At 38.3% G+C, this 24,357-nt stretch carries 16 protein-coding genes and 1 pseudogene; 12 read left to right on the forward strand and 5 right to left on the reverse strand.

Annotated features, from left to right (window positions below; all coding sequences use genetic code 11):
* Positions 1 to 842: 842 nt before the first annotated feature.
* From atpH to ACFINA_RS02600, 7 genes are all read left to right on the forward strand, one after another.
* Positions 843 to 1,427: an ATP synthase F1 subunit delta gene (gene atpH / locus ACFINA_RS02570; protein WP_375614519.1), complete on the forward strand. Its 585-nt coding sequence runs from the start codon at positions 843 to 845 to the stop codon at positions 1,425 to 1,427.
* Entirely contained in the window at positions 1,427 to 2,962 is a 1,536-nt protein-coding gene (gene atpA, locus ACFINA_RS02575) for a F0F1 ATP synthase subunit alpha (protein ID WP_375606583.1), read from the forward strand. Before atpH ends, atpA begins: the two co-directional genes overlap by 1 nt.
* 20 nt (positions 2,963 to 2,982) lie before the next feature.
* Positions 2,983 to 3,894, forward strand: a complete 912-nt coding sequence (locus tag ACFINA_RS02580) for a F0F1 ATP synthase subunit gamma (RefSeq protein ID WP_375608610.1) — start codon at positions 2,983 to 2,985, stop codon at positions 3,892 to 3,894.
* A 19-nt stretch (positions 3,895 to 3,913) separates the two neighbouring features.
* Positions 3,914 to 5,539 (forward strand): F0F1 ATP synthase subunit beta, encoded by a 1,626-nt coding sequence (gene atpD, locus ACFINA_RS02585; protein ID WP_375615018.1) that lies wholly within the window; start codon positions 3,914 to 3,916, stop codon positions 5,537 to 5,539.
* A gap of 109 nt (positions 5,540 to 5,648) precedes the next feature.
* Positions 5,649 to 6,065, forward strand: coding sequence for an ATP synthase F1 subunit epsilon (gene atpC, locus ACFINA_RS02590; RefSeq protein ID WP_375615019.1), 417 nt, complete (start codon positions 5,649 to 5,651; stop codon positions 6,063 to 6,065).
* Positions 6,066 to 6,089: 24 nt separating this feature from the next.
* Entirely contained in the window at positions 6,090 to 7,718 is a 1,629-nt protein-coding gene (locus tag ACFINA_RS02595; RefSeq protein ID WP_375606579.1) for an MFS transporter, read from the forward strand.
* 30 nt (positions 7,719 to 7,748) lie between these two features.
* A complete protein-coding gene (locus ACFINA_RS02600) occupies positions 7,749 to 8,756 on the forward strand; it encodes an HlyD family secretion protein (protein ID WP_375606578.1) in 1,008 nt (335 codons plus the stop codon).
* Between the two features lie 701 nt (positions 8,757 to 9,457).
* On the opposite strand, the gene ACFINA_RS02605 is transcribed toward ACFINA_RS02600, so the two are convergent.
* On the reverse strand, positions 9,458 to 9,742 hold the full coding sequence (locus ACFINA_RS02605; protein WP_375606577.1) for a hypothetical protein: 285 nt from the start codon (positions 9,740 to 9,742) through the stop codon (positions 9,458 to 9,460).
* An 851-nt stretch (positions 9,743 to 10,593) separates the two neighbouring features.
* Here ACFINA_RS02605 and ispG point away from each other — a divergent pair.
* The 3 genes from ispG (at position 10,594) to ACFINA_RS02620 (ending at position 14,882) form a co-directional block, all read left to right on the forward strand.
* Positions 10,594 to 11,835 carry a flavodoxin-dependent (E)-4-hydroxy-3-methylbut-2-enyl-diphosphate synthase gene (gene ispG, locus ACFINA_RS02610; protein ID WP_375606576.1) on the forward strand — a complete coding sequence of 414 codons (1,242 nt, stop codon included), beginning with the start codon at positions 10,594 to 10,596 and terminating at the stop codon, positions 11,833 to 11,835.
* A 500-nt stretch (positions 11,836 to 12,335) separates the two neighbouring features.
* Positions 12,336 to 13,487 (forward strand): MFS transporter, encoded by a 1,152-nt coding sequence (locus tag ACFINA_RS02615; protein ID WP_375615020.1) that lies wholly within the window; start codon positions 12,336 to 12,338, stop codon positions 13,485 to 13,487.
* Between the two features lie 795 nt (positions 13,488 to 14,282).
* Positions 14,283 to 14,882, forward strand: coding sequence for a hypothetical protein (locus ACFINA_RS02620; RefSeq protein ID WP_375614517.1), 600 nt, complete (start codon positions 14,283 to 14,285; stop codon positions 14,880 to 14,882).
* A 1,714-nt stretch (positions 14,883 to 16,596) separates the two neighbouring features.
* Here the strand turns inward: ACFINA_RS02620 and ACFINA_RS02625 are convergent.
* On the reverse strand, positions 16,597 to 17,499 hold the full coding sequence (locus ACFINA_RS02625; RefSeq protein ID WP_375615021.1) for a polyprenyl synthetase family protein: 903 nt from the start codon (positions 17,497 to 17,499) through the stop codon (positions 16,597 to 16,599).
* A 425-nt stretch (positions 17,500 to 17,924) separates the two neighbouring features.
* Here ACFINA_RS02625 and rpmF point away from each other — a divergent pair, with 425 nt between their 5' ends.
* Positions 17,925 to 18,104 carry a 50S ribosomal protein L32 gene (gene rpmF / locus ACFINA_RS02630; protein ID WP_005774555.1) on the forward strand — a complete coding sequence of 60 codons (180 nt, stop codon included), beginning with the start codon at positions 17,925 to 17,927 and terminating at the stop codon, positions 18,102 to 18,104.
* Between the two features lie 1,517 nt (positions 18,105 to 19,621).
* Positions 19,622 to 20,413, forward strand: a pseudogene (locus tag ACFINA_RS02635) (tyrosine-type recombinase/integrase); the annotation flags it as partial.
* Positions 20,414 to 21,319: 906 nt separating this feature from the next.
* Here ACFINA_RS02635 and ACFINA_RS02640 read toward each other — a convergent pair.
* The 3 genes from ACFINA_RS02640 to ACFINA_RS02650 all read right to left on the reverse strand — a co-directional run bounded on the left by ACFINA_RS02640 (position 21,320) and on the right by ACFINA_RS02650 (position 24,157).
* Entirely contained in the window at positions 21,320 to 21,904 is a 585-nt protein-coding gene (locus tag ACFINA_RS02640; RefSeq protein WP_273790499.1) for a CarD family transcriptional regulator, read from the reverse strand.
* Positions 21,905 to 22,207: 303 nt separating this feature from the next.
* Positions 22,208 to 22,549, reverse strand: a complete 342-nt coding sequence (gene fdxA, locus ACFINA_RS02645; RefSeq protein WP_015856977.1) for a ferredoxin FdxA — start codon at positions 22,547 to 22,549, stop codon at positions 22,208 to 22,210.
* Positions 22,550 to 22,570: 21 nt separating this feature from the next.
* Entirely contained in the window at positions 22,571 to 24,157 is a 1,587-nt protein-coding gene (locus ACFINA_RS02650) for a hypothetical protein (RefSeq protein WP_375614516.1), read from the reverse strand.
* Positions 24,158 to 24,357 lie beyond the last annotated feature (200 nt).

Here is a 24,357-nt window from a genome sequence, read left to right on the forward strand (position 1 = left end):
GCAGCCTTGTTTATAAGGATAATGCATTGTTTTGTATGTTGAATGAGAGTTTCGAATATCGTAAGCTTCTCTCGTTTCAAACCTGTGTATGTTAAATCAATCAAAATTATTCGCTTGTACATAACAAGCGGGAATTGAGTATGTGGAGTGAAACTATAGAAGATAAGGAGTAAAAGTGCTTCTTATGAATCGTCTCTAATGCCAAGGGCTGTCGCAATATTGGGAACTGGGCAAAGTGTGTGGTGTGGGGAACGCTTGTTTCTTCATAAGCGTAAAGATGGGGGCTCAATGGATTTACTGTTATACCATTTATGGGTGCTGTCATAAATGGGCTTGGGAGCTTTGAGAGATGTCTCTTTAAAACAAGCCTGTTAAATTGCAACCCAATGGCGTGCTGTTCTCGTGAGGGATGTAATCCCATTCTAGAACGCAATAAACAAAAGTGTGAGGCAATGCATAGTTGCTTCTCGCGAAAGCTCTTATGGTGATAAGAGGCTGATCTTTAATGTTAAGGAAGAACCGTTTTTTGGGGGTGGAAAGAGCATTGGGAGTAAAATTAAAGAGAGTGAAAAAATCGCTCAGAGAATGTCAAAAAGAGGCATAAAAAAACTATGATGCCATCCTGTATATCTAAAAAAATGCTTTTTAAAAATATTTTGAATATTTTATTAAAATTTTTAAAAAGCAGCGATTTGTGGTGTTGCGAGTCAGTTATGTCTATGCTAGAAACCAAGTGATTTTTGTTCTAGGTTTTAAGAAGAAGATTCTTAAAATGGAGAGTGTCTGTTTCATTTCATCTGATAACTATCAGAGAGTCGCTCAAGGGAAAGAGGCGGTATTTCGTGTCGGATTCATTTTCTCTCATACCGCTGCCGTTGGTAGATCAACGCTATGCGCAAGCGCTTTTTGATTGCGTTCAAGAAGCGGGGAACGTTGAAAAAGTTGAAAAGGCAGTGGAAAAAATTTTGCTTGTCTTGGAGCAAAATGAAGATTTAAAACGCTTTGTGCTCAGTCCATTCTTTTCAGTCAAAGAGCAAATTAAGGTGATGCAATCTATTTGTGAAAACATCAAATTTGCTGATAAAAACGCAGGACAGGTTATTGGTGATTTTTTATGCGTTATTGCAGCAAACCGTAGGCTTAGTGCCGTATTTGGTATTTTACATGCTTTTCAACGTTGTGTTGCACGCGCTCGTAATCAAGTAACAGCACAAATTATTTCTGCGCGCTCCTTAAGTTCTCAACAAAGACAAGAATTGTGTGAGGCTTTGGAAAGTGTCGTCGGGGGAAAAGTTTTGCTACACATCATTGTGGATCCAACGATTCTTGGTGGATTAATCGTTCGTGTGGGGGCGTCTCAAATTGATACGTCCCTTCTAACAAAATTGTCTTCGCTTAAGCTTGCATTGAAAAAAGAGGTCAGCTGATGGATATTAGACCATCTGAAATTTCAAAAATTCTAAAAGAGCAAATCAAAAACTTTGACCAAAAGGCTGAGGTTTCAGAAATTGGTTGGGTTCTCTCTGTTGGGGATGGTATCGCCCGCGTTTATGGTTTGGATAATGTCCAAGCAGGGGAAATGGTTGCTTTTCCAAACGGTGTGCGCGGTATGGCTCTCAATTTGGAAATTGATAATGTTGGTGTGGTCATTTTTGGCTCAGATCGCGATATCCGTGAAGGGGATTGTGTAAAACGATTGGGTGCTATTGTGGATGTTCCTGTGGGTCCCGCTTTGCTTGGGCGTGTGGTTGATGCATTGGGAAATCCTATCGATGGTAAGGGACCCATTAAAGCAACAGAACGTCGTCGTGTTGATGTTAAGGCGCCTGGAATTATTCCGCGTCAGTCTGTGCATGAACCGATGTCGACCGGATTGAAAGCGATTGACGCACTCATCCCCATTGGACGGGGGCAGCGTGAATTAGTGATTGGTGATCGCCAGACAGGAAAAACAGCGATTTTGCTCGATACATTTTTAAACCAAAAGCCTTTTCATGAAAAAGAGGCTGGACGAGAACAAGACAAAGTTTATTGCATTTATGTCGCTATCGGTCAAAAACGTTCGACGGTGGCGCAGTTCGTTAAAGTTTTGGAAGAACGTGGAGCACTGGAATATTCTATTATTGTGGCAGCAACCGCTTCTGATCCAGCGCCATTGCAATTTATTGCGCCTCTTGCCGGATGTGCTATGGGCGAATATTTTCGTGATAATGGGCAACATGCTTTGATCGGTTATGATGACTTGTCAAAACAGGCGGTGGCTTATCGTCAAATGTCTCTTTTGTTACGTCGTCCTCCAGGTCGTGAAGCTTATCCGGGAGATGTTTTCTATCTTCATTCGCGTCTTTTAGAGCGGGCTGCGAAGTTGAATGCAGAAAATGGATCTGGGTCTTTGACAGCTTTGCCAGTCATTGAAACGCAAGCAAATGATGTTTCCGCCTATATTCCTACAAATGTGATTTCGATTACGGATGGGCAAATTTTTCTAGAGACTAATTTGTTTTATCAAGGAATTCGTCCCGCTGTAAATGTTGGTCTTTCTGTGTCGCGTGTTGGTTCTGCTGCACAAATTAAGGCGATGAAACAGGTTGCCGGCTCGATTAAAGGTGAATTGGCGCAATATCGTGAAATGGCAGCTTTTGCGCAGTTTGGCTCTGATTTGGATGCGTCAACCCAGCGTCTGCTGAATCGAGGAGCACGCTTGACTGAGCTTTTAAAGCAGCCACAATTTTCTCCACTCAAAACAGAAGAACAGGTGGTGGTTATTTTCGCGGGTGTGAATGGCTATCTTGATTCTCTAGCGGTTTCTGATGTTGCGCGGTTTGAGCAGGGGCTTTTGGTGCTTTTGCGGAGTGATTATCAAGATCTCTTAAAGGCAATTGCCGAGCAAAAGCAGTTAACAGACGAGCTGAAAGATAAGTTGATGACGGTTCTTAACACTTATGCGAAAAATTTTTCGTGATGAATTAATGGAATGCTTGAATGGCCTCACTAAAGGATCTTAGAGACCGTATCGCTTCGGTTAAAGCAACACAAAAGATTACTAAAGCTATGCAGATGGTTGCAGCAGCAAGGTTACATCGTGCACAAGAGGCGGCGCAGTCTGCTCGTCCTTATGCAAAGAGAATGGCTGATATTTTGACCAGTGTCGCTGCTGATGTGGATGGTGTTGATGCGCCTGCTCTTATGCGAGGCACAGGGCGAGATGATGTGCATCTCCTGGTAGTATGTACTGCTGAGCGCGGTTTGTGTGGTGCTTTTAATGTGCAAATTGCTCGTCGTGCACGTGAACAGATTAAAGCACTGTTGGCATCTGGTAAAATAGTGAAAATTATTACCGTAGGTAAAAAAGGTGCGGATATTTTATCGCGTGATTACAAAGGTTTGATAATTGATCACATCGATTTGCATGCTGTAAAGCGAATTGGTTTTGCAGAGGCGGTGATGATTAGTCAACGGATTGTTGATTTATTCAATGATGGCGCTTTCGATGTCTGTACGCTGTTTTATTCTGAATTTGTTTCCGTCATTAATCAGCGACCGACAGCTTTTGGTTTGATTCCAATGATTGCTCCAAAAGCAGTTGTTGAGGCCATAGATGTTGTAGAGCAAACCGATCATAGTAAGGGATCTCAATCGATTGTTTATGAGTATGAACCGGATGCTGCTTCTCTTTTAGAGACGCTTGTGCCACGCAATCTTTCGGTGCAAATCTTTCGGGCTTTGTTGGAAAATGTTGCTGGTGAAATGGGCGCAAAGATGACGGCTATGGACAATGCATCGCGCAATGCAGGTGAAATGATTAATAAATTGACGGTGGCTTATAATCGTCAGCGTCAGGCACAGATTACGACAGAATTGATCGAAATTATTGCGGGCGCTGAAGCGCTTTAAATGGAAAAGGTAAGGATTGATGGTAAAAGCAGTAACCTCAAGCAAAGGAACAGAAAAAGGTGAAAAAAAGAAGCCAACTGATCGTTCCAGCGTGAAAAAAGCCGCTTCGAAATCTCAAGCGGGTGTCAAGGCTTCGTCTGCATCTGCGCGTAGTGCAGCTAAAGATACGCCTGTAAAAAAAGATATATCCGCAAAAAAAGAAGAGCAGGCAAAAGGCGCTGTTGGTGTGATCAAGCAGGTTATTGGTGCTGTCGTTGATGTGCAATTTGAAGGCGCATTGCCAAATATTCTCAATGCTTTGGAAACAGAGAATTTAGGCAATCGTTTGGTGTTGGAAGTTGCTCAGCATTTGGGTGAAAATACTGTGCGTACGATTGCTATGGATACAACTGATGGTCTGATGCGGGGCCAAAAGGTTGTGGATACAGGAACGCAAATTAGCGTTCCTGTAGGAGAAGCGACATTGGGACGTATTATGAATGTGATTGGAGAGCCGGTGGATAATGTGGGACCAATTCCTGCAACTAAAACGCGTTCTATTCACCAAGAAGCGCCTGAATATGTTGAGCAATCAACGGTTTCAGAAATTCTCGTCACTGGTATTAAAGTCGTGGATTTGTTAGCTCCTTATTCTAAAGGGGGTAAAATTGGCTTATTTGGTGGTGCTGGTGTTGGAAAAACCGTTCTCATTATGGAACTTATAAACAATATTGCAAAGGCACACGGTGGTTATTCCGTATTTGCTGGTGTGGGAGAACGTACGCGTGAAGGAAATGATCTTTATTATGAAATGATCGAAAGTCGCGTGAATGTGAATCCAAGAGAGAATAATGGTTCAACGGAAGGATCAAAATGTGCGCTTGTTTACGGGCAAATGAATGAACCCCCAGGAGCACGTGCGCGTGTGGCTCTTTCAGGATTGACAATTGCGGAAAGTTTCCGTGATGAAGGACAAGATGTTCTTTTCTTTGTGGATAATATTTTCCGTTTCACGCAAGCAGGAGCTGAGGTGTCTGCTCTTTTAGGGCGTATTCCTTCTGCTGTGGGGTATCAGCCAACTTTGGCAACGGATATGGGGGCTTTGCAAGAACGTATTACCAGTACAAAAACAGGCTCTATTACCTCTGTTCAAGCGATTTATGTTCCTGCAGATGACTTGACAGATCCAGCACCCGCAACGTCTTTTGCCCATTTGGATGCAACGACAGTTCTTTCGCGCTCTATTGCTGAAAAGGGAATCTATCCAGCGGTTGATCCGCTTGACTCTTTCTCGCGTATGTTGGATCCATTGATTGTTGGGGAAGAGCATTATACGGTTGCTTGTCAAGTGCAAACTATTTTACAACGTTATAGGGCACTTCAGGATATTATTGCTATTCTTGGAATGGATGAACTTTCTGAAGACGACAAATTGCTGGTGGGACGGGCACGTAAAATTGAACGTTTCCTTTCGCAACCTTTCCATGTGGCGGAAGCCTTTACTGGTTCACCGGGAAAACTCGTCCCTTTAGAAGAGACAATCAAAGGTTTTAAAGGTCTTTGTGCTGGCGATTATGATGATTTGCCAGAAGCTGCTTTTTATATGGTTGGTTCGATTGATGAAGCACTTGAAAAAGGAAAGCGTCTTATGGCAGAGGCTTCTTAGTAGGAAATTTCTTATTAAGAAGAAAACTGTCATGAATATTTTGTCGTTAAAAAGGACGAGTCGTTGAAAAAAACGGAAAGTCCTTATATCGGGTATTGTGGAGACTTTTGTGGAAAACAATAGAGAAGAGCATTTTTTGTTTGAGCTTGTATCGCCTGAAAAAATTGTGTTTTCAGATCAGGTCGTGTCTGTTGTTCTTCCTTCAGCTTCAGGTTCTTTAACAGTTATGGCGCATCATGCGCCATTGGTGGCAAGTATTGTGTTGGGCAATGTTCGTGTTCGCACTTCTTTAGGTGAGAAATTATTTGCTGTATGTGGAGGTGTTGCAAATATTACCTTTTCAGGCTGCTCTTTATTGGTAGAGCATGTTGTGGCTGTAGAGCATCTTTCTTTTGATGTATTAGAACAGCAGATTTTGCAAGTTCAAGCGACGTTAAAGGGGGGAGCAAGTGATGAGGATAAACATAAAATAGAGGCTTTTTTCCAGCAATTGTCAGCTGATGGTTCTTCGTTAATAGAGGCGTAGCAAGGGTAGACAGGAAAAGGTGACATGAGCGGGAAAAAGAGTACGGTTGTGTCTGCTAAAAGGAGCGGAAAACCTTTTCCTCGTCCTGGTCGTGTTTTTGCAGGGCCTTTGCCAAAGTGCTTTGTTTATATTTTGGCTTCTCTTATTTTGCAATGGGCTTATGGTTTAGGGGCTAATATTGTTCAGTCTAACATTGTCCATCTGACCGGTGATTTTCACGCAACTTTGACCGAGACAACATGGTTGGTAGCGGCTTATATGGCGCCAAATGTAAGTATAGCGATTATGTTGATCAAAATTCGCTATCAATTTGGGTTGCGCGCTTTTGCTGAATTATCAATCCTTGGCTTCGTTTTGGTTTGTGTTTTACAGCTCTTTGTTACGGATTTGCGTTCTGCATTGATTATTCGCTTTTTCGCTGGGATTGCTGCTGCACCTTTGGCTTCGCTTGCTCTGCTTTATATGATGGAGGCTTTTGCTCCAGCAAAGAAGTTTACTATTGGTCTTAGCTTGAATTATATGAATGCTGCTTTAGCGGCACCTTTATCACGTTTGATTTCTCCTGATTTGCTGGAACATGGTGGTTTTTCCAGTCTTTCCGCGCTGGAAATGGGATTGGTTCTCATCAGCTTGGTTTGTATCTATACTTTGCCCCTAACGCCTGTTGTTCGCAGTAAGGTGATTCAAAAGTTAGATTGGATAAGCTATGGTTTGATTGCTCTTGGTCTTGGATTAAATGCCGTGATTATGTCTGTTGGCATATTGTATTGGTGGTATGAAGCACCATGGATTGGTTGGGGGCTCGCACTTGCCATTTTCTCATTGGCTATTGCTATTATTATTGAGCTTAATAGAGAAAAACCGTTGATTGATCTCCGGTGGATTTTCAGTAAGGAAATGGTCCAATCTGTTTTTATTTTATTTATCTTTCATGTTTTCTTGTTAGAACGGTCAAATTTGCCCGTAGGCTTTTTTAATCTTTTTGGTTTGCTTAATCGTGAGATGGCGCCCATGTATCTTGCTGTGGTACTAGGTATTTTGTTAGGGGGAGCTGTTTGCGTCTTTTTTTTACGAGCGGGGCGTGAGGATTATTTTTATTTGTTATCTTTGGGTTGTTTGGCGCTGGGAGCTTATTTAGATAGTCGTGTAAACCATTTAACGCGTCCGCAAGATATGATGTTGAGCCAAGGATTGGTGAGTTTTAGTTATGCACTGTTTTTGCCGCCTGCTCTTTTCAAAGGGTTTGTGCTCGCTGGTGAGAGAGGTCCGCGTTATGTTTTAAGCTTTATTGCTGTTTTTTTGTTAACGCAAGTGACAGGGGGATTGATGGGGTCTGCTTTTTTTGGCAGCCTACAGTTTTATTTTGCCCATAAGAACTTTGAGTCTTTAACGCAAAATATTGTTGTTACTGATCCACTTATTTCTGGTGAGATGAATACTTTGTTTTCGCCTTCTTATGGTGTCTCTGTTCCCAATGGCTTGGGGAGTGAGCAGGGTACTTCTATGTTGATAGAAAAATTTAAGTTAACAGCAAATATTTTTGCTTATGATGACGTTTTTAGGCTTTATTTTTATATTTCAATGATTGCATTCGTTATTTTTCTTGTCACAATGATTGTTAAGTCATGCTCTTTGCGAGCATTAGAAAAGTAGAGTAATGTCATAGAAAGAGGGGTGCAAAAAATGATAAAAGCATTACGATCAAAAGCTACAATTATTGCATTCCTATCAGGTATTACGGGTGTTTTACTGATTTTATGGGCTTGGAGACTTCCTCCTTTTGTGAGTCACATCCAAATAACGGATAATGCTTCCATTAAGGGCAATGTTACGCTGGTTAGTTCACAGATCTCTGGGGTGATCGCGCGGATTTATGTGCAAGATTATCAACGCGTTGAAAAGGGAATGTTGCTCTTTGAGCTCGATGATTCTCTTTTTCGTCAGCAGTTTGCACGGGCACAGGCTATTCTCGATTCAAAAAATGCAAAACTAGCAAGTATTGAATTGCAAGCACAGCTTTTGCAGGGCGAAATTAATGCTGCAGAAGTCGAATTGGCGCGTTCACGAGCATTCTCCAATATTGTCCCTGAAAGTAAAAAGTTAGGTTTTGGTGATACGGCAAGTTCTGTTTCTCGTCCTCTTTCACAACTTTTGACGGCATTGGAAACAAAACGACAATTGCAAAAACAATTAAATCTTGAACGGCAAAGTTTACAGTCAGAAATTGCGGGAGCAAAGGTGAGTGTTGAGTTAGCAAAACTTAATCTCGATCACACAAAGATTTTATCTCCTCGAACAGGCTATATTGGATTAGTTGGAGCGCGGGTAGGGCAATATGTTATGCCGGGGACACAATTGGTTTCTGTTATTTCTGATGATATTTGGATTATTGCTAATTATAAGGAAACGCAACTTTCTCAGATGCGTGTGGGACAACCGGTTGTTTTTTCTGTTGATGCATTGAACAACAAAAAGTTAACAGGGCGTGTGGTTCGTTTTGCACCTGCTACAGGCTCAGAGTTTTCATTGTTAAAAACAGATACAACTATTGGTAATTTTATCAAAATTGCGCAACGTATTTCAGTACGGATTGCTTTAGATCCTGGGCAGGAAGGAATTGAAAAGCTCATCCCTGGGATGTCCGTGGTTACGTATGTAGATACTTCGCAACGGGTCGATTCTGGAGGATAAAATTTTGGGTTTTTTCAGTTTAATTTTTGCGTCATTTACTTATAGCAAGTGGTTGTTTACGTTGGAAGATTTCGTTTGGTTTGTTATGATACATCTTTTAAAGCTCTTAAAGTTCTTATTTGTTATGCTGTAAAATAATGCTTTTTAGAACATTAAAGCGCATGCATTTTTAATCGTTTCTATTTCTTTTGAAGTAACTCAGTAGGGGGATGGAGTATTGGAAGCTTTGCCTGTGGTTTTGCACAACACTGTCCTTTGAGGTGAGGTGATACGAACCACATGGGTGGACAGCGGAAGAGTCTGCGAGATAAAAAGTTGGATTATCCTGTTATGCCGTAAAACAGCGTTTTTTAGAGCGGTGATATAAGGCATTACAAGCTTTACATATTAAGTGTTTTTTAGATATCGTGATCAGTATTCAGGGCAGGGCTTGTCTATCGCGCCTATAAAGTGAACCGCGTAAATGGTCAGCAGGTGAAGCCTGCCGAGAGATGCTGGACTGTTGACAGTCCGGTGACTGGTAGGAATCTCCATTCTTTGAGGTGTGGGGAGGAAGTCAAAGACGGATGAGGCGGATGAAAAACTTATCCTTTTGGGAGAGGGCGTAAAGTTAGGAGGAAGACGTAAAGTTTATATTTTGTAAACCATAAAAATGCCCGTTTTGAGTCGGGCATTAAAAGGGGAGGTTGTTGCTTGTGTTATTAATTTTTACGGATCAGCAAGAAGCTTACTAAAACGACTCCTGCTGCTAATGCGAGGGTTTTTTTAGGATTTTCTTTCGCTTTTTTCTTTAATTCTGTAGCATGTTCGTTGAGGTGATAAAGTGCGTGACGGCCTTTTTGTTTCCATGTGTTAAACAGCTCAGAAATGTTTTCAAAGCTATCATTTTGAGAACTCCAATAATTTACGGGAACCAGCTCTCTTTTTAATTGTGCTATACGTTTTTTAATTTTAGCATTTTTTCTATGGGGTGAAAATAGACACATTTATTGACTCCTTCATATGTTAAATTGTTGCATGATCGTTGGAATTGTGTTTGGGGTTTTGCTATAACGGCTTGAAAATTGAAAGGTTGCATTGATCATGCCGCGCGTGGGTGAGATGATAGTTAAGAGTTTGGGTTTAATGAGGCATTTTTTAATGTACTCGAGTTCATTTCGTGATGGTGTTTGTTAAGGATGTAAGGTAAAAATTTTTACAAAATGGTGTAAGGTTCATTCATAAAGATGGTGGGCGATGTCTTCATTTTTTTGTTTGTTTAAAGTGTTGGGATAACTTTTGGCACTTGAAATAGTTTATAAGAAATTTTTATCTATCTATTCTCTTGTGGCTGTAGGGAGTGGCATTGATTGATTCAATTAAGAAGATTTAAAATGAGGAAATCTTACGATATTTGGGTTTGCCATTTAAATTTGTAAAAAATAGATTATTACAAATCAATATGTTGGATTAATTTGGCGATGTCTTTCATGCATTTTTAAAAATTGCGCTTTGTTAGGCGTTATCTGTTGTGTTGTAAAACACTGTTTTGTGATGACATTGATGTAAGGTATCGGCATGCAACTTAAAAATACAGTATTGTCTCTGTTTTGTTTCAGTTTCTTTTTGAAGCAACCAAGTGTAGAAGTATAAACTTGAACAGAAGTAGTAGAACTTATCCGGTGCGTCTATAGAATGAATCCACCTATGAATTGTATTGCATCAGTGTTAGTAGGTAGAACCTTTTGAGAGCAATCTGTTAAGATTGGTGGGCGGTGTAATTTTCGTCCTTTGAAGCGCGGAGGAAGTCGATATAAACGATGATTGATAGCGCAGGTTTTAAAAATTTGAGGACTTGATGAGTACGACCTATCCTTTATCTAAACCACTTGAGCGTCGTCGGTCTGTTGGTGTTGCTGTTGGTGATGTGATCGTTGGGGGGGAGAGCCCGATTGTTGTCCAGTCAATGACCAATACAGATACAGCGGATGTTGATGCAACTGTTGCGCAGGTTTCTGCTCTTTGGCAAGCTGGGTCTCAATTGGTTCGGATTACTGTTGATCGCGATGAAGCAGCAGCTGCTGTCCCAAAAATACGGGAGCGATTGGAGAGGTTAGGTTTTTTTATCCCATTGGTGGGGGATTTTCATTATATTGGTCATAAGCTTTTATCAGAGCATCCTGCGTGTGCTGAGGCGCTTGCAAAATATCGCATCAATCCTGGAAATGTTGGCTTTGGTGCAAAAAAAGATCGCCAATTTGCGGAAATTATAGAGATTGCTTGTCGGTATCATAAACCTATTCGCATTGGTGTGAATTGGGGTTCTCTTGATAATGCGTTGTTAACACGACTTATGGATGAAAATGCACAGCAAGAAAAACCCTTATCTGTGGCTGAAGTGATGCGGGAAACTGTTGTTCAGTCGGCTTTGCTTTCGGCTGCTTTAGCAGAAGAGTTAGGATTGGGACGTGATAAAATTATTCTTTCTGCTAAAGTGAGTGATGTCCAAGATCTTATTGCTGTCTATATTGCCTTGGCAGAGCGTTGTGATTATGCACTCCATTTGGGTTTGACAGAAGCAGGGATGGGAACAAAGGGGGTTGTAGCTTCTTCGGTGGCTTTGGGCATTTTATTACAGCAAGGGATTGGTGATACGATACGAATTTCATTAACTCCTGAACCTGGTGGTGATCGAACACGAGAAGTCAAAGTTGCACAAGAACTTTTGCAAGTAATGGGGTTTCGACAATTTTTGCCTGTTGTTGCTGCTTGTCCTGGATGTGGTCGCACGACCTCGACAGTATTTCAGCAATTGGCACAAAAAATTGAAGCGGATTTACACAAAAATATGCCCGTTTGGCGTGAAAAATATCCTGGGGTTGAAAGTTTGAAGGTGGCTGTGATGGGATGTATCGTCAATGGACCGGGGGAGTCAAAACATGCGGATATTGGAATCTCTTTGCCTGGAGTGGGGGAAAGTCCAGCGGCACCTGTTTTTATTGAGGGACAAAAGGTAAAAACTTTGCGGGGTGATCACATTGCTGAAGAATTTGAAGCGCTTTTGAGTGATTATATTCATACACGCTTTGGGCAAGGTTGAGGTAAAAATCGCATAAGGTTGAAGTAAAAAGGGTGTATCGTTTTTTTAAACAAGCTGTCTTCAATGTGAAGAGGGTGCTGTTGTGTGCTGCTTTAGCTATGGTCAATACTGTTGTTGGTTGCTTATTATTTTAGGTAAAACCAGATGATATGCCTGTTTTAGAATGAGAAGCTTATGAAGGATATTAATGAGCTTGAGTGTGTTAAGACTATTAAGCAAAATGATATGAATACTTTAATAGATCCGTAAATGTTGTTGCTGGTTTTTGGGCTGCTTTTGAGACAGTGAAATATTTAGCGGATTTTGACAAATGTCAAATTATAGAAAGAACATTGTTTATTGATTTTTTAGGCATTTTCCCAGAATTTTTCGGGGTATCAAATTGATAGGATTGGAGATCCTTATAGCGGTTATTGCTCTATTTGTCGTGAAATATAAGCTTTTTATATTGATATAAAATGATGTATATGGTGCCTTTTTGGGTGTTATTGGGGGAATGCATGACCAGTATATTAGCATTTGGATTTTTATTTAACGGTATAAGAATTTTAACAGGTGCCTTTATTGTCTTTTATATGCTTGAAAAAGGGCTAACTCTTATTGATATCGGGATCATTAAGTCATTTCAGGCTTTTATTATGATGGTTACCGATATTCCTCTGGGATATTTTGCTGATCGAAAAAGTTATAAAATATCGATTGTTTTGGCAGCGGCTTTTGCCGCTATATGGCTTTTTCTCATGGGAATTTCTACAAGCTTTTACGGTTTTCTTTTAGCAGAATCTTTTAATGCAGTGTCGTTGACATTGATTGCGGGGGCTTATAATGCTTTACTTGTTCAATATGCAAAAGCAAAAGTGACATCCACTAAAAAAGTGCTGGGAGCGAGCTCTCAATATAATTACATCGGCATGTTTATATTCAGTTTAATCGGTGCATATTTTGCTGATTATTCAAGCCAATATATATGGTATATCGCGGCGTTTTTAATGTTGATGACAACACTATTTGGTTTGTTTTTTCTTGATGACTTGAAGGGGGAGAAAAAACCAAATAAAGTGAATTCTCTCATTTGTGAAGCTAAGGAGATGTTGTCTATTTTTATTAAAGTTCCTTATATTTCTTTATGCTTTTATTTTTCATTGATCTTTTTCAATATATTCTCGCAGTATTGGCAGTGGATATTTAAAGATCATCATATTAATGTCACTTATTTTGATCTTGGTGTGACATTTTCGCTGATATTGTTCTCTCAGCTTTTGGCTAGTTTTCTCTTTACAAAACTAAGTGAAAGAATGAACTTTATTTTACTGTTGTTTCTTTCAGCTTCACTGATTTTTACCATTGCTTTTTTTGAACCGAAAAAAGAAATTGCTATCATTTTAGTCTGTATGATTTTTTATCTCATTAAGTATACATATCTTCGTGTAGAAGTTGTTTTGCATGATAGTATTAGTGATCATTTCAGGGCTACATATGAATCTTTCTTGTCAACCGTTGGAAGATTGAGCCTCTTGGTATTTTTTTACATGAGTGCGTATATGGTCGATATGTTTGGCTTTTTCTCGCTCGTTTATATTTTTGCTGTTTATTTATTGATTTACTTGTTGGCAGTGTTTTTTTTAGAAGGAAATCTCAAAAAAGCTCTGTGAGAATATTTACTTATCATTATCACGCATGTCTCATCGGGCATTATAGTGGATCAAGGCTTTGATTTATAAGTCTTATCATTGTTTTCATGTTGAATGAGAAAGCTGAATATTGTCCGTTCTTCTTATTGCAAATCTATGTATATTAATCAAAATCATGTTTCTTGTACATTATAAGTGGGCGTAGTGTAAAAATCATAAAAAAGAAGTAAAAAGGCTTCTCATGAATATTCTTGAACGCTAAGAGTTGTTGGCAAGATGAGAAGCTGATAAAGAACATGATTGTACCGGATTATATACTTATTAAGGAATGGTGATAGTGCACAACAATTTTCCTGTTTTCGCTTATATTTTTCGGAAATGTCTTGCTACGCAGTGTTTAATAAGCGGGAGGACAATTCTAGCCTGTCCTAATCGGATTTCTTCATGATCGTTTTGATACTCTGATGATCGATTTTATTGTTGGTATAGTGAACGGATTTTACCATTGCTTTTTTTAAAATACACATCATCTTATTGAGATGTTTTCTTACATCTTTCATTCTTATTTAGGGTATTTTCTCTTTGGTTGCAGAGTGAACTCTGCATGTTCTGACGTTAGAAAATACTTTCAGATAGTAAAGAAAACCTATTTGTACGGATTTTGAATGATCCCTTCTTCTTGGAGAAATCATAAAACTAAAAACAGCAATATCGTTAAGTATAATTTGATATAAACAAAAATAAATAAACACATATTGATATATTTAATAGAAATCTGTTAAGTTCTACAAATTATAGTCATTAAAAGGTAAAGCGATGAAATCGTTATCTATAACGCCTATTATAACATTTATAACTCTTTTTTCTGTATTTGTATTGTTAGGATGTACGCGTGTAGATAGTCTAGAGCAGTACAATAAACTTTACGAAGAATATATCAGTGAAAAATACGAGACTTTTGAACATTTTCAAAAGCAAGAACAAGCAAGAAACTTCATCTATAGTCGTGGCTATCAGAATATAGCGCCAAAATTTGATATTATATGGCATCGTCACATACTTATTGTTTTATGTGGACGCTTTGTTAATTTATTGCGTGGTGATTATAATGAGGAGATGTCATGGGCAATGTTACCCAATGTCATAAGCAGTTTGCGTTATGACTATAACTGGAGAGAAAGCGATTTTATTTGGGCCTATAATATGTCTATGAATTCTACTGACCCCATGATTGATTACGCAAAAAAATTTCTTAATTCTTCAAGCGGAAATGGCATCAGTTCTACAACACAAATTATTGATCTCGTGTCTAGTATGAACGCTGGTCATAGTGAAAATACTAGAAAAATAGCACGTTTTTGCATAGAGCTCCGCACGATATATGACATGATGCAACCAAGAGGAATTTACAAATGACATTTAACGAGCAAAGTTCTCTCGAAGGATATTAAATGGCTATAATAGTCTTAATAATCGCGGCATTTTCTTATCCATGTTGCATATTTGTTCATTATGGCTTCAAAAGGTGGACATATTTTCCAGCTTTGGCAACAGGTATAGGTTCATTTACAATGATGCTTTTCATCTTAATAAGAAAACTGCACTTAAAGGAGCAAATTTGCACTTGGGTTGAAAAAACGACTTATCACAAATTAGATTGCGCTTTTATATATAATAATAAGGACTTTTTTTATCTTTCTGTTGCAATGATCATTCTCTGTTTAATTTTATCAATTCTCTTTTTATGTGATGAATTGAATCAACGAGATAAAGAGCGTGATGAATTAAAGTTGTATAGTGACCATGATTATTATTAAATTGAAGTTATTACACACTTTTGTAAATAAAAATGTTTCTGCTTTTGAAGGAGCGTGCCGACACAATCATTCACTTTGCTAGCTCCTAATGTTGTGGACAGCCCATGGCTTTTAAGCCGGTTCATAAGAGGCATTTTTTAGTCCTTTCTTTGATGTTTTGCTCCACACAGCTTTTCCCGCTTGTGAGGTGCAAGCAAGTGATTTTGATTGATTCAATATACACAGATTTGAAATGAAAGAATCTTACGGTATTTAGGGTTCTTATTCAAGTTGAAAAACATGAATTATCATTATAAATCAAATGTTTTATATCTTTCTTGCTAAGAAAAGAGAGATCGGTAATAATATTTTTTTTTCGTGTTATTGAAATTGATGACTTTATTTATCCTGTTATGCCGTAACATACCGTCATTTGAAGGGTAGTGAAGGTATCCTGTTTGATACATTAAGTATTTTAAGAAGTGCATGGTGAATATTCTTAAGTCTTGTTTATCGCGTCTTTAGTTTAAGTGAATCGTATGCGTGGAAAACGAGAGAAACCTACTCGGTAGGACACTAGACTGTTTACAGAGTAGATTAGGTTAAAAGATTTTGTTCTTTGAGGGTGGCATAAAAATCAAAATAGCCATTATGTTCATTTTTTTCTGATATTTTAAATACGAGTTTCAAAAAAATGATGCTTAAACTAAACAATCAGCACTTTTGTAAAAGTGTTTTTAGAGAGCAACAATACACGAGTGAATTTACAGAATGTAACCATATTTGATCTTTTACAACAAGATAGCGTGGAAAGGCATAAAAATTACGACTCTTTACTGAGGGCATTGTACTTCTACGGTTGGCAATGAACAACAGATGATTTTGATAAGGCTACAAAGCCAATCGGCATTTTTATTGTCTTTTGCGGGTTTATAAAATGCTCTGTTTTATATTTATTCTGTTTATTTTTTACCTTATCGTTAGAAGATTAAAGATATAAAGGAGAAACGAGTTTCTTTCTTTACGGTTGTTTTTTATTCGGCTTTAAAGCATCCATGGCGATATCTTTTAAAGCCTGAATATTACGCATTGCTTTACCGTTTTTGTTTCTTTCATTTTTTGATGAGGGGGGCGTTTTTCAAGCACAATAGGATGCCTAGAATGTATTTGTGTTATCAATTCACGCGCGCTTGTTTTAATGAAACACCTCTCAATATTTAGCACATCCATTTCATGATAGGAGCTATAATGCAGACCTACGATATTGAAGTCTCTTTGAAAAGTCTATTATGCATTCAACAAAGATGAAGGTGTAAAAGTAGGGCGGGTGAAGTTTAATTTTTGCGTGTTGCACTAAAGCGGGCGACTTGTTGGAGCGGTTTTGCTTTGGTGCCAAAAGGATGTAAAAGTGCTTCTGCTTTTGTAATCAGTTCATCGCGTTTTTTTTGTGTGTCTTTAATGCCATAAAGGCGAATAAAAGTGGCTTTTTGTGCCGTTTTATCTTTCCCAGCCGTTTTTCCTAGGGTTTGCGTGTTGGCGGTGACATCAAGAAGGTCATCAGTTAATTGAAAGGCTAAACCAAGATAGGTACCAAAATCAGTAAGCTTTTCGGTTAATTCTTTAGATGCATTGCCAATGATGGCGCCTGCTTGGCAAGCAAAGCTTATTAGGGCTGCTGTTTTCATGTGTTGTAGAGTGATGATGTCAGTACTTTCTTGCGGTCTTTTTTCAGCTTCAAGGTCTAGCATTTGTCCACCTAACATACCGCCAAGTCCTGCCGATTGTGCAAGGGACGTGATCAGCTTGATTCTAATATCTGTAGATAAAGTACTAGCTTTATGAGCAATGATTTCAAAGGCAAATGTTAAGAGGGCATTGCCTGCTAGAATTGCTGTTGCTTCATCAAATGCTATATGGACGGTGGGTTTTCCACGCCGGAGTGTATCGTTATCCATAGCGGGAAGATCATCATGAATGAGCGAATAACAATGGACACATTCTAAGGCACATGCAACATCAAGAGAATGTTCTACAGGGACGTCAAAAAGTGTAGCACTTTGAATTACAAGAAAAGGACGCAAGCGTTTTCCACCGTTCAGCACACCATAGCGCATGGCTTTGATTAAGTTTTTAGGGCGTGAAATTTCACCATTTTGGATTTGATCACTTAACAGGGTATCAAGCCGTTTTTCAACGGTGTCTCTATGTTTTGCAAGAAGGGTGGTAAATTCGTGCATTCTTGCTTCCTTTGTTTTTACAAAAATGAAATTATGAAATTTAAAGAGAAAGATTGTCACTTTTTCTTGTTTTCATAAATTGGCGTCATTTTTTATTAAAAATCAACTTCTCTTTTTATCCGTATCTCTATTGTATGCGCTAATCCCTTTTGAAACCAAATAAAAATTAAATGAAGGTCTTATAAAAAAGCTTTCATTGGTGTATAAAATTCTCAAATTTTGCAGTGTTTTTGATATTCATTTGATTATTGTGACACCATTTTTTATAATAAGAAGGTCATTTTTAGTAAGAGGAGGATCATTTTGACATTGCCTCTTCTTTTTTATCAGTGTATAATATCTTCAAATTTTATGGTGTTTTTAAATGAAGCATTGTCATTTTTGACATTGCTTTTTCTGTTTTAATGGATTTGGAGTGTCTTTTTATGGCTGTACCTAAACGAAAAACCTCTCCAGCGAAGAGGGGCATGCGCCGTTCGGCTGATGCTCTGAAGGCGCCGACTTATATCGAAGATAAAAATTCTGGTGAATTACGTCGTCCTCATCACATTGATTTGAAAACGGGAATGTATCGTGGGCGTTCCGTTTTAGTAGTTAAAGACTGAGCGCTTTCTTTCTTTTCCATTGGTGAACTTCTTTTATTTCATCGATCAATGCACGCTTGGGGCGTGCATTTTCGCTTTAAGATGAATGTTGAGGTTCCCTTGCATCGTCTTCTATCGATGTGGAACAGGGAATGTATCGTGGGCGTTCCGTTTTAGTAGTTAAAACTTTAGCGTTTTCTTTCTTTTCCATTGGTGAACTTCTTTTATTTCATCGATCAATGCACGCTTGGGGCGTGCATTTTCGCTTTAAGATGAATGTTGAGGTTCCCTTGCATCGTCTTCTATCGATGTGGAACAGGGAATGTATCGTGGGCGTTCCGTTTTAGTGGTTAAAACTTTAGCATTTTATTTCTTTTCCAGTGGTGAGCTTCTTTTATTTCATTAGTGAATGCATTGGGTAAGATGCGTTTTTCACTTTTTCTTGAAAACATGTGTGGGATAAAGTTTTTCTGTAGAAAAATGATTCTATTGTGGGAGATGATTTTCTTGTTTTCTTGAGAGGCTATAAAGGATTGCTTGTATCAGTGTCTTTTATGATGACTTCGTTAAGAGCTTGGGTATTGATATAAGTTAGCTCAGTAATAGAATCATTTTGTATCACACTTAATCTTTATTGACCGTAGAGAGAATCCTATTAGACCGTTAAATATCGTCTTTAAGGCGGTTGATCCATGTAAGGCTTTAAGCATAAAGCATAACGGTGTTTTTTATGAGAATATTTAAGGCAATGGTTTGTCTATAGACTTATATTGTGACATGTGATTCTCCTTAAAAAATAGAGATCGACATTACATTGATTTATAGAGATCATTTGTTGTTTTGCGCCTTAAATGGAAGATCTATCGTAGGATTTTCTCATTTCAAATTTTTCCCTATGTTGAATCAATGACAATCACTTGCTTTTCGGTCACAAGTGGGGCTGGCATGTGGGTAAAAACTCTATAAAAAAGGAAAAAATGTCTATAATGAATATTTTCAAATGTAAGAATTGTTGTAACATTGGGGTTAAGTGTATGCTGATATCAGCGTGCTTTCTTATGAGCAGAAAAGAGAAAACCGTTACAAGACAAAAGCTATACAGATTCAATAATCTTTAGTGCTTTTTATGATAAAGGTATATGAGACTCTTCTATAAATATCACGCTGTCTTTTCATATTTTTGAACTAAGAATTTTCCATATATTTTTCGTATTTTTGTGAATATAAGGGATTTGTTGGGAACAGCTTGTAAAAATAAGTAAACTTAAAACCAAATATGTTATGTGTGGGGGTAGCAAAGTATTTTACAAAGCCGGTACGTTTTTCCAGTTCATAGCTGGTTTATGAATGATTTTATAGTGGTGCTTACCTAAGTTTATGATTTTTTTGTTATCTGTTAATCACTATACAACATATTGATTTATATATATAATTCACTTTTTTCAAATCTCTCTATCTAGAATCAATCAAAACCACTCGCTTGCACGTCATAAGCGGGATAAGTGTGTGGATAAAATTTGTATAAGAAAGGACTAGAAATGGTTCTTATGAATCGTCTTAAGTGCCAAGGGCTGTCGCAACACCCACGAGCTGGAAAATATAGTGATGGTGCCGGCTTGCTTCTTCACAAACGTAAGAGATGGGGGTGGTCAATGGACTTAACGTTATATCATTCATGGTCGGCGCCGTGAAATGGGCTTGGGTGCCTTGCGAGATGTTTCTTTAAAACAAGCCCGTAAATGTACAAATTAATGGTGTTCTGTTTTGCATGAGGGGCGTGACCTCATTAAAGAACGTGATAAACAAAAGCGTGAGGCAATGCGTAATCTCCATTACTTAAAAGATATTGCTCTAGATGCTTTTGAAAGCCGTAAAGCTGAACTAAAAGGAGATGGTAAAGCTTGTGATTGGTTTTCACCCTTACGCCTTTATATTCTCCCTAAATTAGGCTGTCTGCCTGTTTCAGAGATTACGCAAACTGAGAAGTATTCTTGTCTCTATTTGGCATGCAAAAGCTGCAACAGCAGATAAAGCACTGAAGCATCTTAATCTTTGTCTCAAACATGCGGTTGCTTTGGGTTTGGATGTTGATTTACAAGCAAAAAAAGCACGCGCACTCTTAGGCAAACAACGTCATAAAACCACTCATAGACCAGCCATGGATTGGAGAGATGTTCTTTCCTTTTATAAGTTACTCTGTAAAACACAAAACATAACACAATTGGCTTTGCGTTTGCTTATCTTGACAGGCGTTCGTATTAATCCTTTGCGTCATATTCGTGAATCAGATTAAAGATGATATATGGACAATTCCTGCTGAGAATATCCAATCTTTAGAAGTCTGTTTGAAATAGAGATTAAGACTTTTAAGAGTTCTATGAATCATTCTAGATTTTTTGTGTTCGATTGGAGTAAGAATATTGCGTATATCTCCTAATCTCTGAAATAAGAAACCTCATTTGGGAAAAGTATGAAATTGAAAGGGCAATGCTAACGTTCATTTTTATTGTTATTTTTTAAGTGAGCTTTACTGCTTTCAAAAGTATTTGGAATGCCTTTTACAGAATGGAGATGATGGTTTTAGTTCATGTTTTTTTTATCGCGTTCTTTAATGGGGGGAATGCTTCTCATGCAAAATAGAGCGCCCAATACAAAATATGCTTATGTTGTACTGTCACGCTTTTTTTAAAGGAATATTTTTCAATATTTGTGGCATCCATTTTATGACGGCGTTTTTGAATGTTATAATGGTTTTGTAGAAGGGTAAATGGTAAAGTCTCGGGTGTAGTGTATAAACGGCACTATGCTCTTTACGCTTAAATAAAAAAGCAAGCCCCCGCCCCTTACACATCTTGCCAGATTCCAATGTTGGTATATCCTTTGGTGCTTGAGACAGTATCTCACTCTTTTTATACAGTTTTTACCCACAGATCAGCTCCTCTTGTGATTGACAAGCAAGTGATTTGATTGCTTCAACATGAGAGCAATTTAAAATGAGAAATCTTACCATATTCAAGATTCTAATTTAATATGAATAATGCTAGATTATGATGATTAATCAGTTTGTTATCTATGAAGAAAGAAAATAAGGAGGAGGAATTTGTCGAAAAGTTAGATTGTTTATAGATTGGCGCTGGTTAAGAAACTTTGTCCTTAAGGGCAGAGAGGATGTTAAAAAATAAAACCAGCTTTTCGCTGGTTTTATCGAAATATCATCATTATGATGAAAGAGTGTATTATGCAGCGTAGACAGCTTTACTGTTTTCATCTGTTTCTTCTCTCTCAGTTTTAAACTCACGTTCCGGCTTGTTGGAGAGATGCATCTCTATGAGATTGATCGCTTCTGTTTCAGAAAGACTATTAATAACCGCAATTTCGCGGGCCATTCTTTCAAGAGCAGCTGTATAAAGTTGGCGCTCAGAGTAAGATTGTTCAGGCTGTAGATTAGAGCGGAAAAGATCACGGACCACTTCGGCGATACAAATAAGATCTCCTGAGTTGATTTTAGCATCATATTCTTGTGCACGACGTGACCACATGGTGCGTTTAACGCGTGCTTTTCCGCGTAAAACTTTTAAGGCACGTTCAACAGAATCACTAGCAGATAATTTACGCATTCCAACGGAAAGGGCTTTTGCAATGGGGACTTTGACATCCATCTTATCTTTCGCGAAATGAATGACAAAAAGCTTTAATTTATGTCCTGCAACTTCTTGATCTTCAATCGCTATAATTTGTCCTACTCCATGCGTAGGGTAGACGATATATTCAGAGGTTGCAAATTCTTTGGTCTTGGAAGACGTTCCATGTTGGGATGCCATATTTTAGTTTACTCCCTTATGATCAACAAATGTATCGGAAAACAGGTTATAAACCTGAGGGTTGAGTTTTCTTTAACCAAGTATATTGTACCAATTAAGTGAGCATAAAAGCCGAGTACTTTTAAATCAAAAAAAAATACACCGCTTTACTATAACAAGCAAAGAAAAATACTTAGAAAGATGATCATGTTAAAATAACACTAACATCAAAATTTAAAAGAATCAATCATTTCGCTTAAGGATTTTTTATTTTTACAAGAGAAGTCTTTCAATCGTTGAAGGAGGAGAGTGTACACTTTATCATTACTCTTCGCCACTTCCTGGATTTTCTGAAAAATACTTTTCTAATTTATTTGGAACACCATCCATTTCTTTTGCTTGAGGAAGAGGATCTTTTTTGGTGGTTAGATTAGGCCATTTGTTTGCATAATGAAGATTGAGTTCTAACCACTTTTCTAATCCTGGTTCTGTATCAGGTAAAATCGCTTCTGCTGGGCATTCTGGCACGCAAACACCACAATCGATGCATTCATCGGGGTGAATAACAAGCATATTTTCCCCTTCATAAAAACAATCAACTGGGCAGACTTCAACGCAATCGGTATATTTGCAGTGAATGCAGTTGTCGGTTACTACGTGGGTCAAGATCAAACTCCATTTGTTACTTTAATTCTCTTTAGAGGAAAGTGTGTGCGTGTTTTTATGATTGGTGAGTTGATCGCGTAGTACAGCTAGTTTCGCAAAAGGTGAATCAGGATTAAGGCGCTTTTCTTTTTGAAAGGGCTTATGATTTGCATGTTTTCCTTGGGATTTGTGGAACTTATGAGAGCGTTTTGCTTGTGATGGTGCTTCTTGAGGGGAATTTTCATTTTTGTATTCCGCTTTTTTTACAGCGTTCTTCGATTTATTTTGCCACTTATTTCCTAATTTATCACGTTTTTTTTGTGCATGGTGGGGAAATTGATGCTTATAATGCCATAATAAAATAACTTTATCTTCTTCTGTAGAGCGAGGGGATTTGGCAAAATTCCCAACAGGTTCAGCTGCTGGTAAGCGATTGGTTTTATGGAGATGTTGTTCAATACTAGAGGATAAAGTGTTTGGGAATGAGGTATTTTTTTCTTCTCGTGTTGTTTCTAAATCGCTTATTGTTTGCCATTGACTTCCAACGCATTCTGCTGCAGGAACATCTTGCATTGCCCTATTGACAGGGGAAGAGGCTTGGTGTGCAAAGAGATTTTGTTCAAAAACAGTATTGTTTATGCTGTACGATTGATAACCAAGTCCTTTGAGGATTTCTTCCATATCGTTTCCATTGGCCCCAAGAATGGACATCATGGCTGGTGTAACAAAAAAACTTTTGCCATCATAGGCTCCATCGGGTTTAGGATCACTTCCTTGTTTCCAATGAAGTGCGGGACGGATGAGATTGGCAAGACGTTCTAAAATATCAATCCGTACAGCACGTTGTCCTAAGATTCGGTAGCCGGCTAATTGATAAAATTGGCGGTTATAGGTAGGATCAACAATCAAAGAGGTTCGACCAGCAGATAATGCTGAAAAAATTTCACCCAAACCAGTTTGATCTTGTTCCGCATTTTGAAGATTCCACAGGAGAGTAATGGCTTGAACCGGAGTAGGTTTAAGCATTCCGGCAACATAGATATGAAAAGCGCCAAAACGCACGCCTAGACGTCGAAGAACGGCACGTGATTCTTGTGCAAGGTTTTTGACAATGTCTAAGACTTCGCGGCGTGGTAAAATCCCTAAAGAGTTAAAAAGTTGTAAAGCAAGACTGTTTGTTGAATCCGTTAAATTATCAGCATTGCGCAAATCAAACAGGGGTTTTAAAGTCGTTTCAAAATGAAAGGTGACAAAGCGTTCTAATCGTTTCACAACGTTATTGCGGGATTCTCCCGTGAGTTGTTCATCTGCTAAAACAATCAGTTTTGGTTTGAAAAAATCTTCTGTTGCTACAAGTTGTCCTACGGGTTGACCAATCCAGCGCACAATTCCATCAGAACTGAGGGTAAAATCTCCATTTGCACAAGCACAAAAACGTGTCGCGCGTTTGGAAAAAGCAAGAATCAAATTCTCATTCTCTATTTCTGTCGAAATTTGCTTCCCAGCTATTTGATCGGTACTGTTTTTGTTGGCATAAAAACGAAAACCTTCAAATTTACCCCTTCCGTGTTTTTCAATGAGAATATCATCTTGAAGAATCTCATTCTGTTGAACAATCTTGCTATCCATGATCATTTTCTTTCTCAGTGTGGCACTGGTCAAAAGCTTTTTGCGATAATTTCATAATGGTGCTCTTTCTTTAACACGTTTGTTGCGTTTGCTTCAATCACTCTTGTCATTTTTTGCTGTTTCTTTGCGCCTTTAAAACTTGAATGATTCTTTTTTCATTCAGTTTTCATTCAGTTTAGATGCTTTATATTTGCAAATTA

The organism is Bartonella sp. AC10YNML (assembly GCF_042196825.1).
In the GTDB taxonomy this organism is placed as follows: Bacteria; Pseudomonadota; Alphaproteobacteria; order Rhizobiales; family Rhizobiaceae; genus Bartonella.

Bases quoted from the DNA above. Each gene is read 5' to 3' on its own strand.
- atpA (WP_375606583.1), top strand. From the start codon at position 1,427: ATGGATATTAGACCATCTGAAATTTCAAAAATTCTAAAAGAGCAAATC.
- ACFINA_RS02580 (WP_375608610.1), top strand. From the start codon at position 2,983: ATGGCCTCACTAAAGGATCTTAGAGACCGTATCGCTTCGGTTAAAGCA.
- atpD (WP_375615018.1), top strand. From the start codon at position 3,914: ATGGTAAAAGCAGTAACCTCAAGCAAAGGAACAGAAAAAGGTGAAAAA.
- ACFINA_RS02595 (WP_375606579.1), top strand. From the start codon at position 6,090: ATGAGCGGGAAAAAGAGTACGGTTGTGTCTGCTAAAAGGAGCGGAAAA.
- ACFINA_RS02600 (WP_375606578.1), top strand. From the start codon at position 7,749: ATGATAAAAGCATTACGATCAAAAGCTACAATTATTGCATTCCTATCA.
- ACFINA_RS02605 (WP_375606577.1), bottom strand. From the start codon at position 9,742: ATGTGTCTATTTTCACCCCATAGAAAAAATGCTAAAATTAAAAAACGT.
- ispG (WP_375606576.1), top strand. From the start codon at position 10,594: ATGAGTACGACCTATCCTTTATCTAAACCACTTGAGCGTCGTCGGTCT.
- ACFINA_RS02615 (WP_375615020.1), top strand. From the start codon at position 12,336: ATGACCAGTATATTAGCATTTGGATTTTTATTTAACGGTATAAGAATT.
- ACFINA_RS02620 (WP_375614517.1), top strand. From the start codon at position 14,283: ATGAAATCGTTATCTATAACGCCTATTATAACATTTATAACTCTTTTT.
- ACFINA_RS02625 (WP_375615021.1), bottom strand. From the start codon at position 17,499: ATGCACGAATTTACCACCCTTCTTGCAAAACATAGAGACACCGTTGAA.
- rpmF (WP_005774555.1), top strand. From the start codon at position 17,925: ATGGCTGTACCTAAACGAAAAACCTCTCCAGCGAAGAGGGGCATGCGC.
- ACFINA_RS02640 (WP_273790499.1), bottom strand. From the start codon at position 21,904: ATGGCATCCCAACATGGAACGTCTTCCAAGACCAAAGAATTTGCAACC.
- ACFINA_RS02650 (WP_375614516.1), bottom strand. From the start codon at position 24,157: ATGGATAGCAAGATTGTTCAACAGAATGAGATTCTTCAAGATGATATT.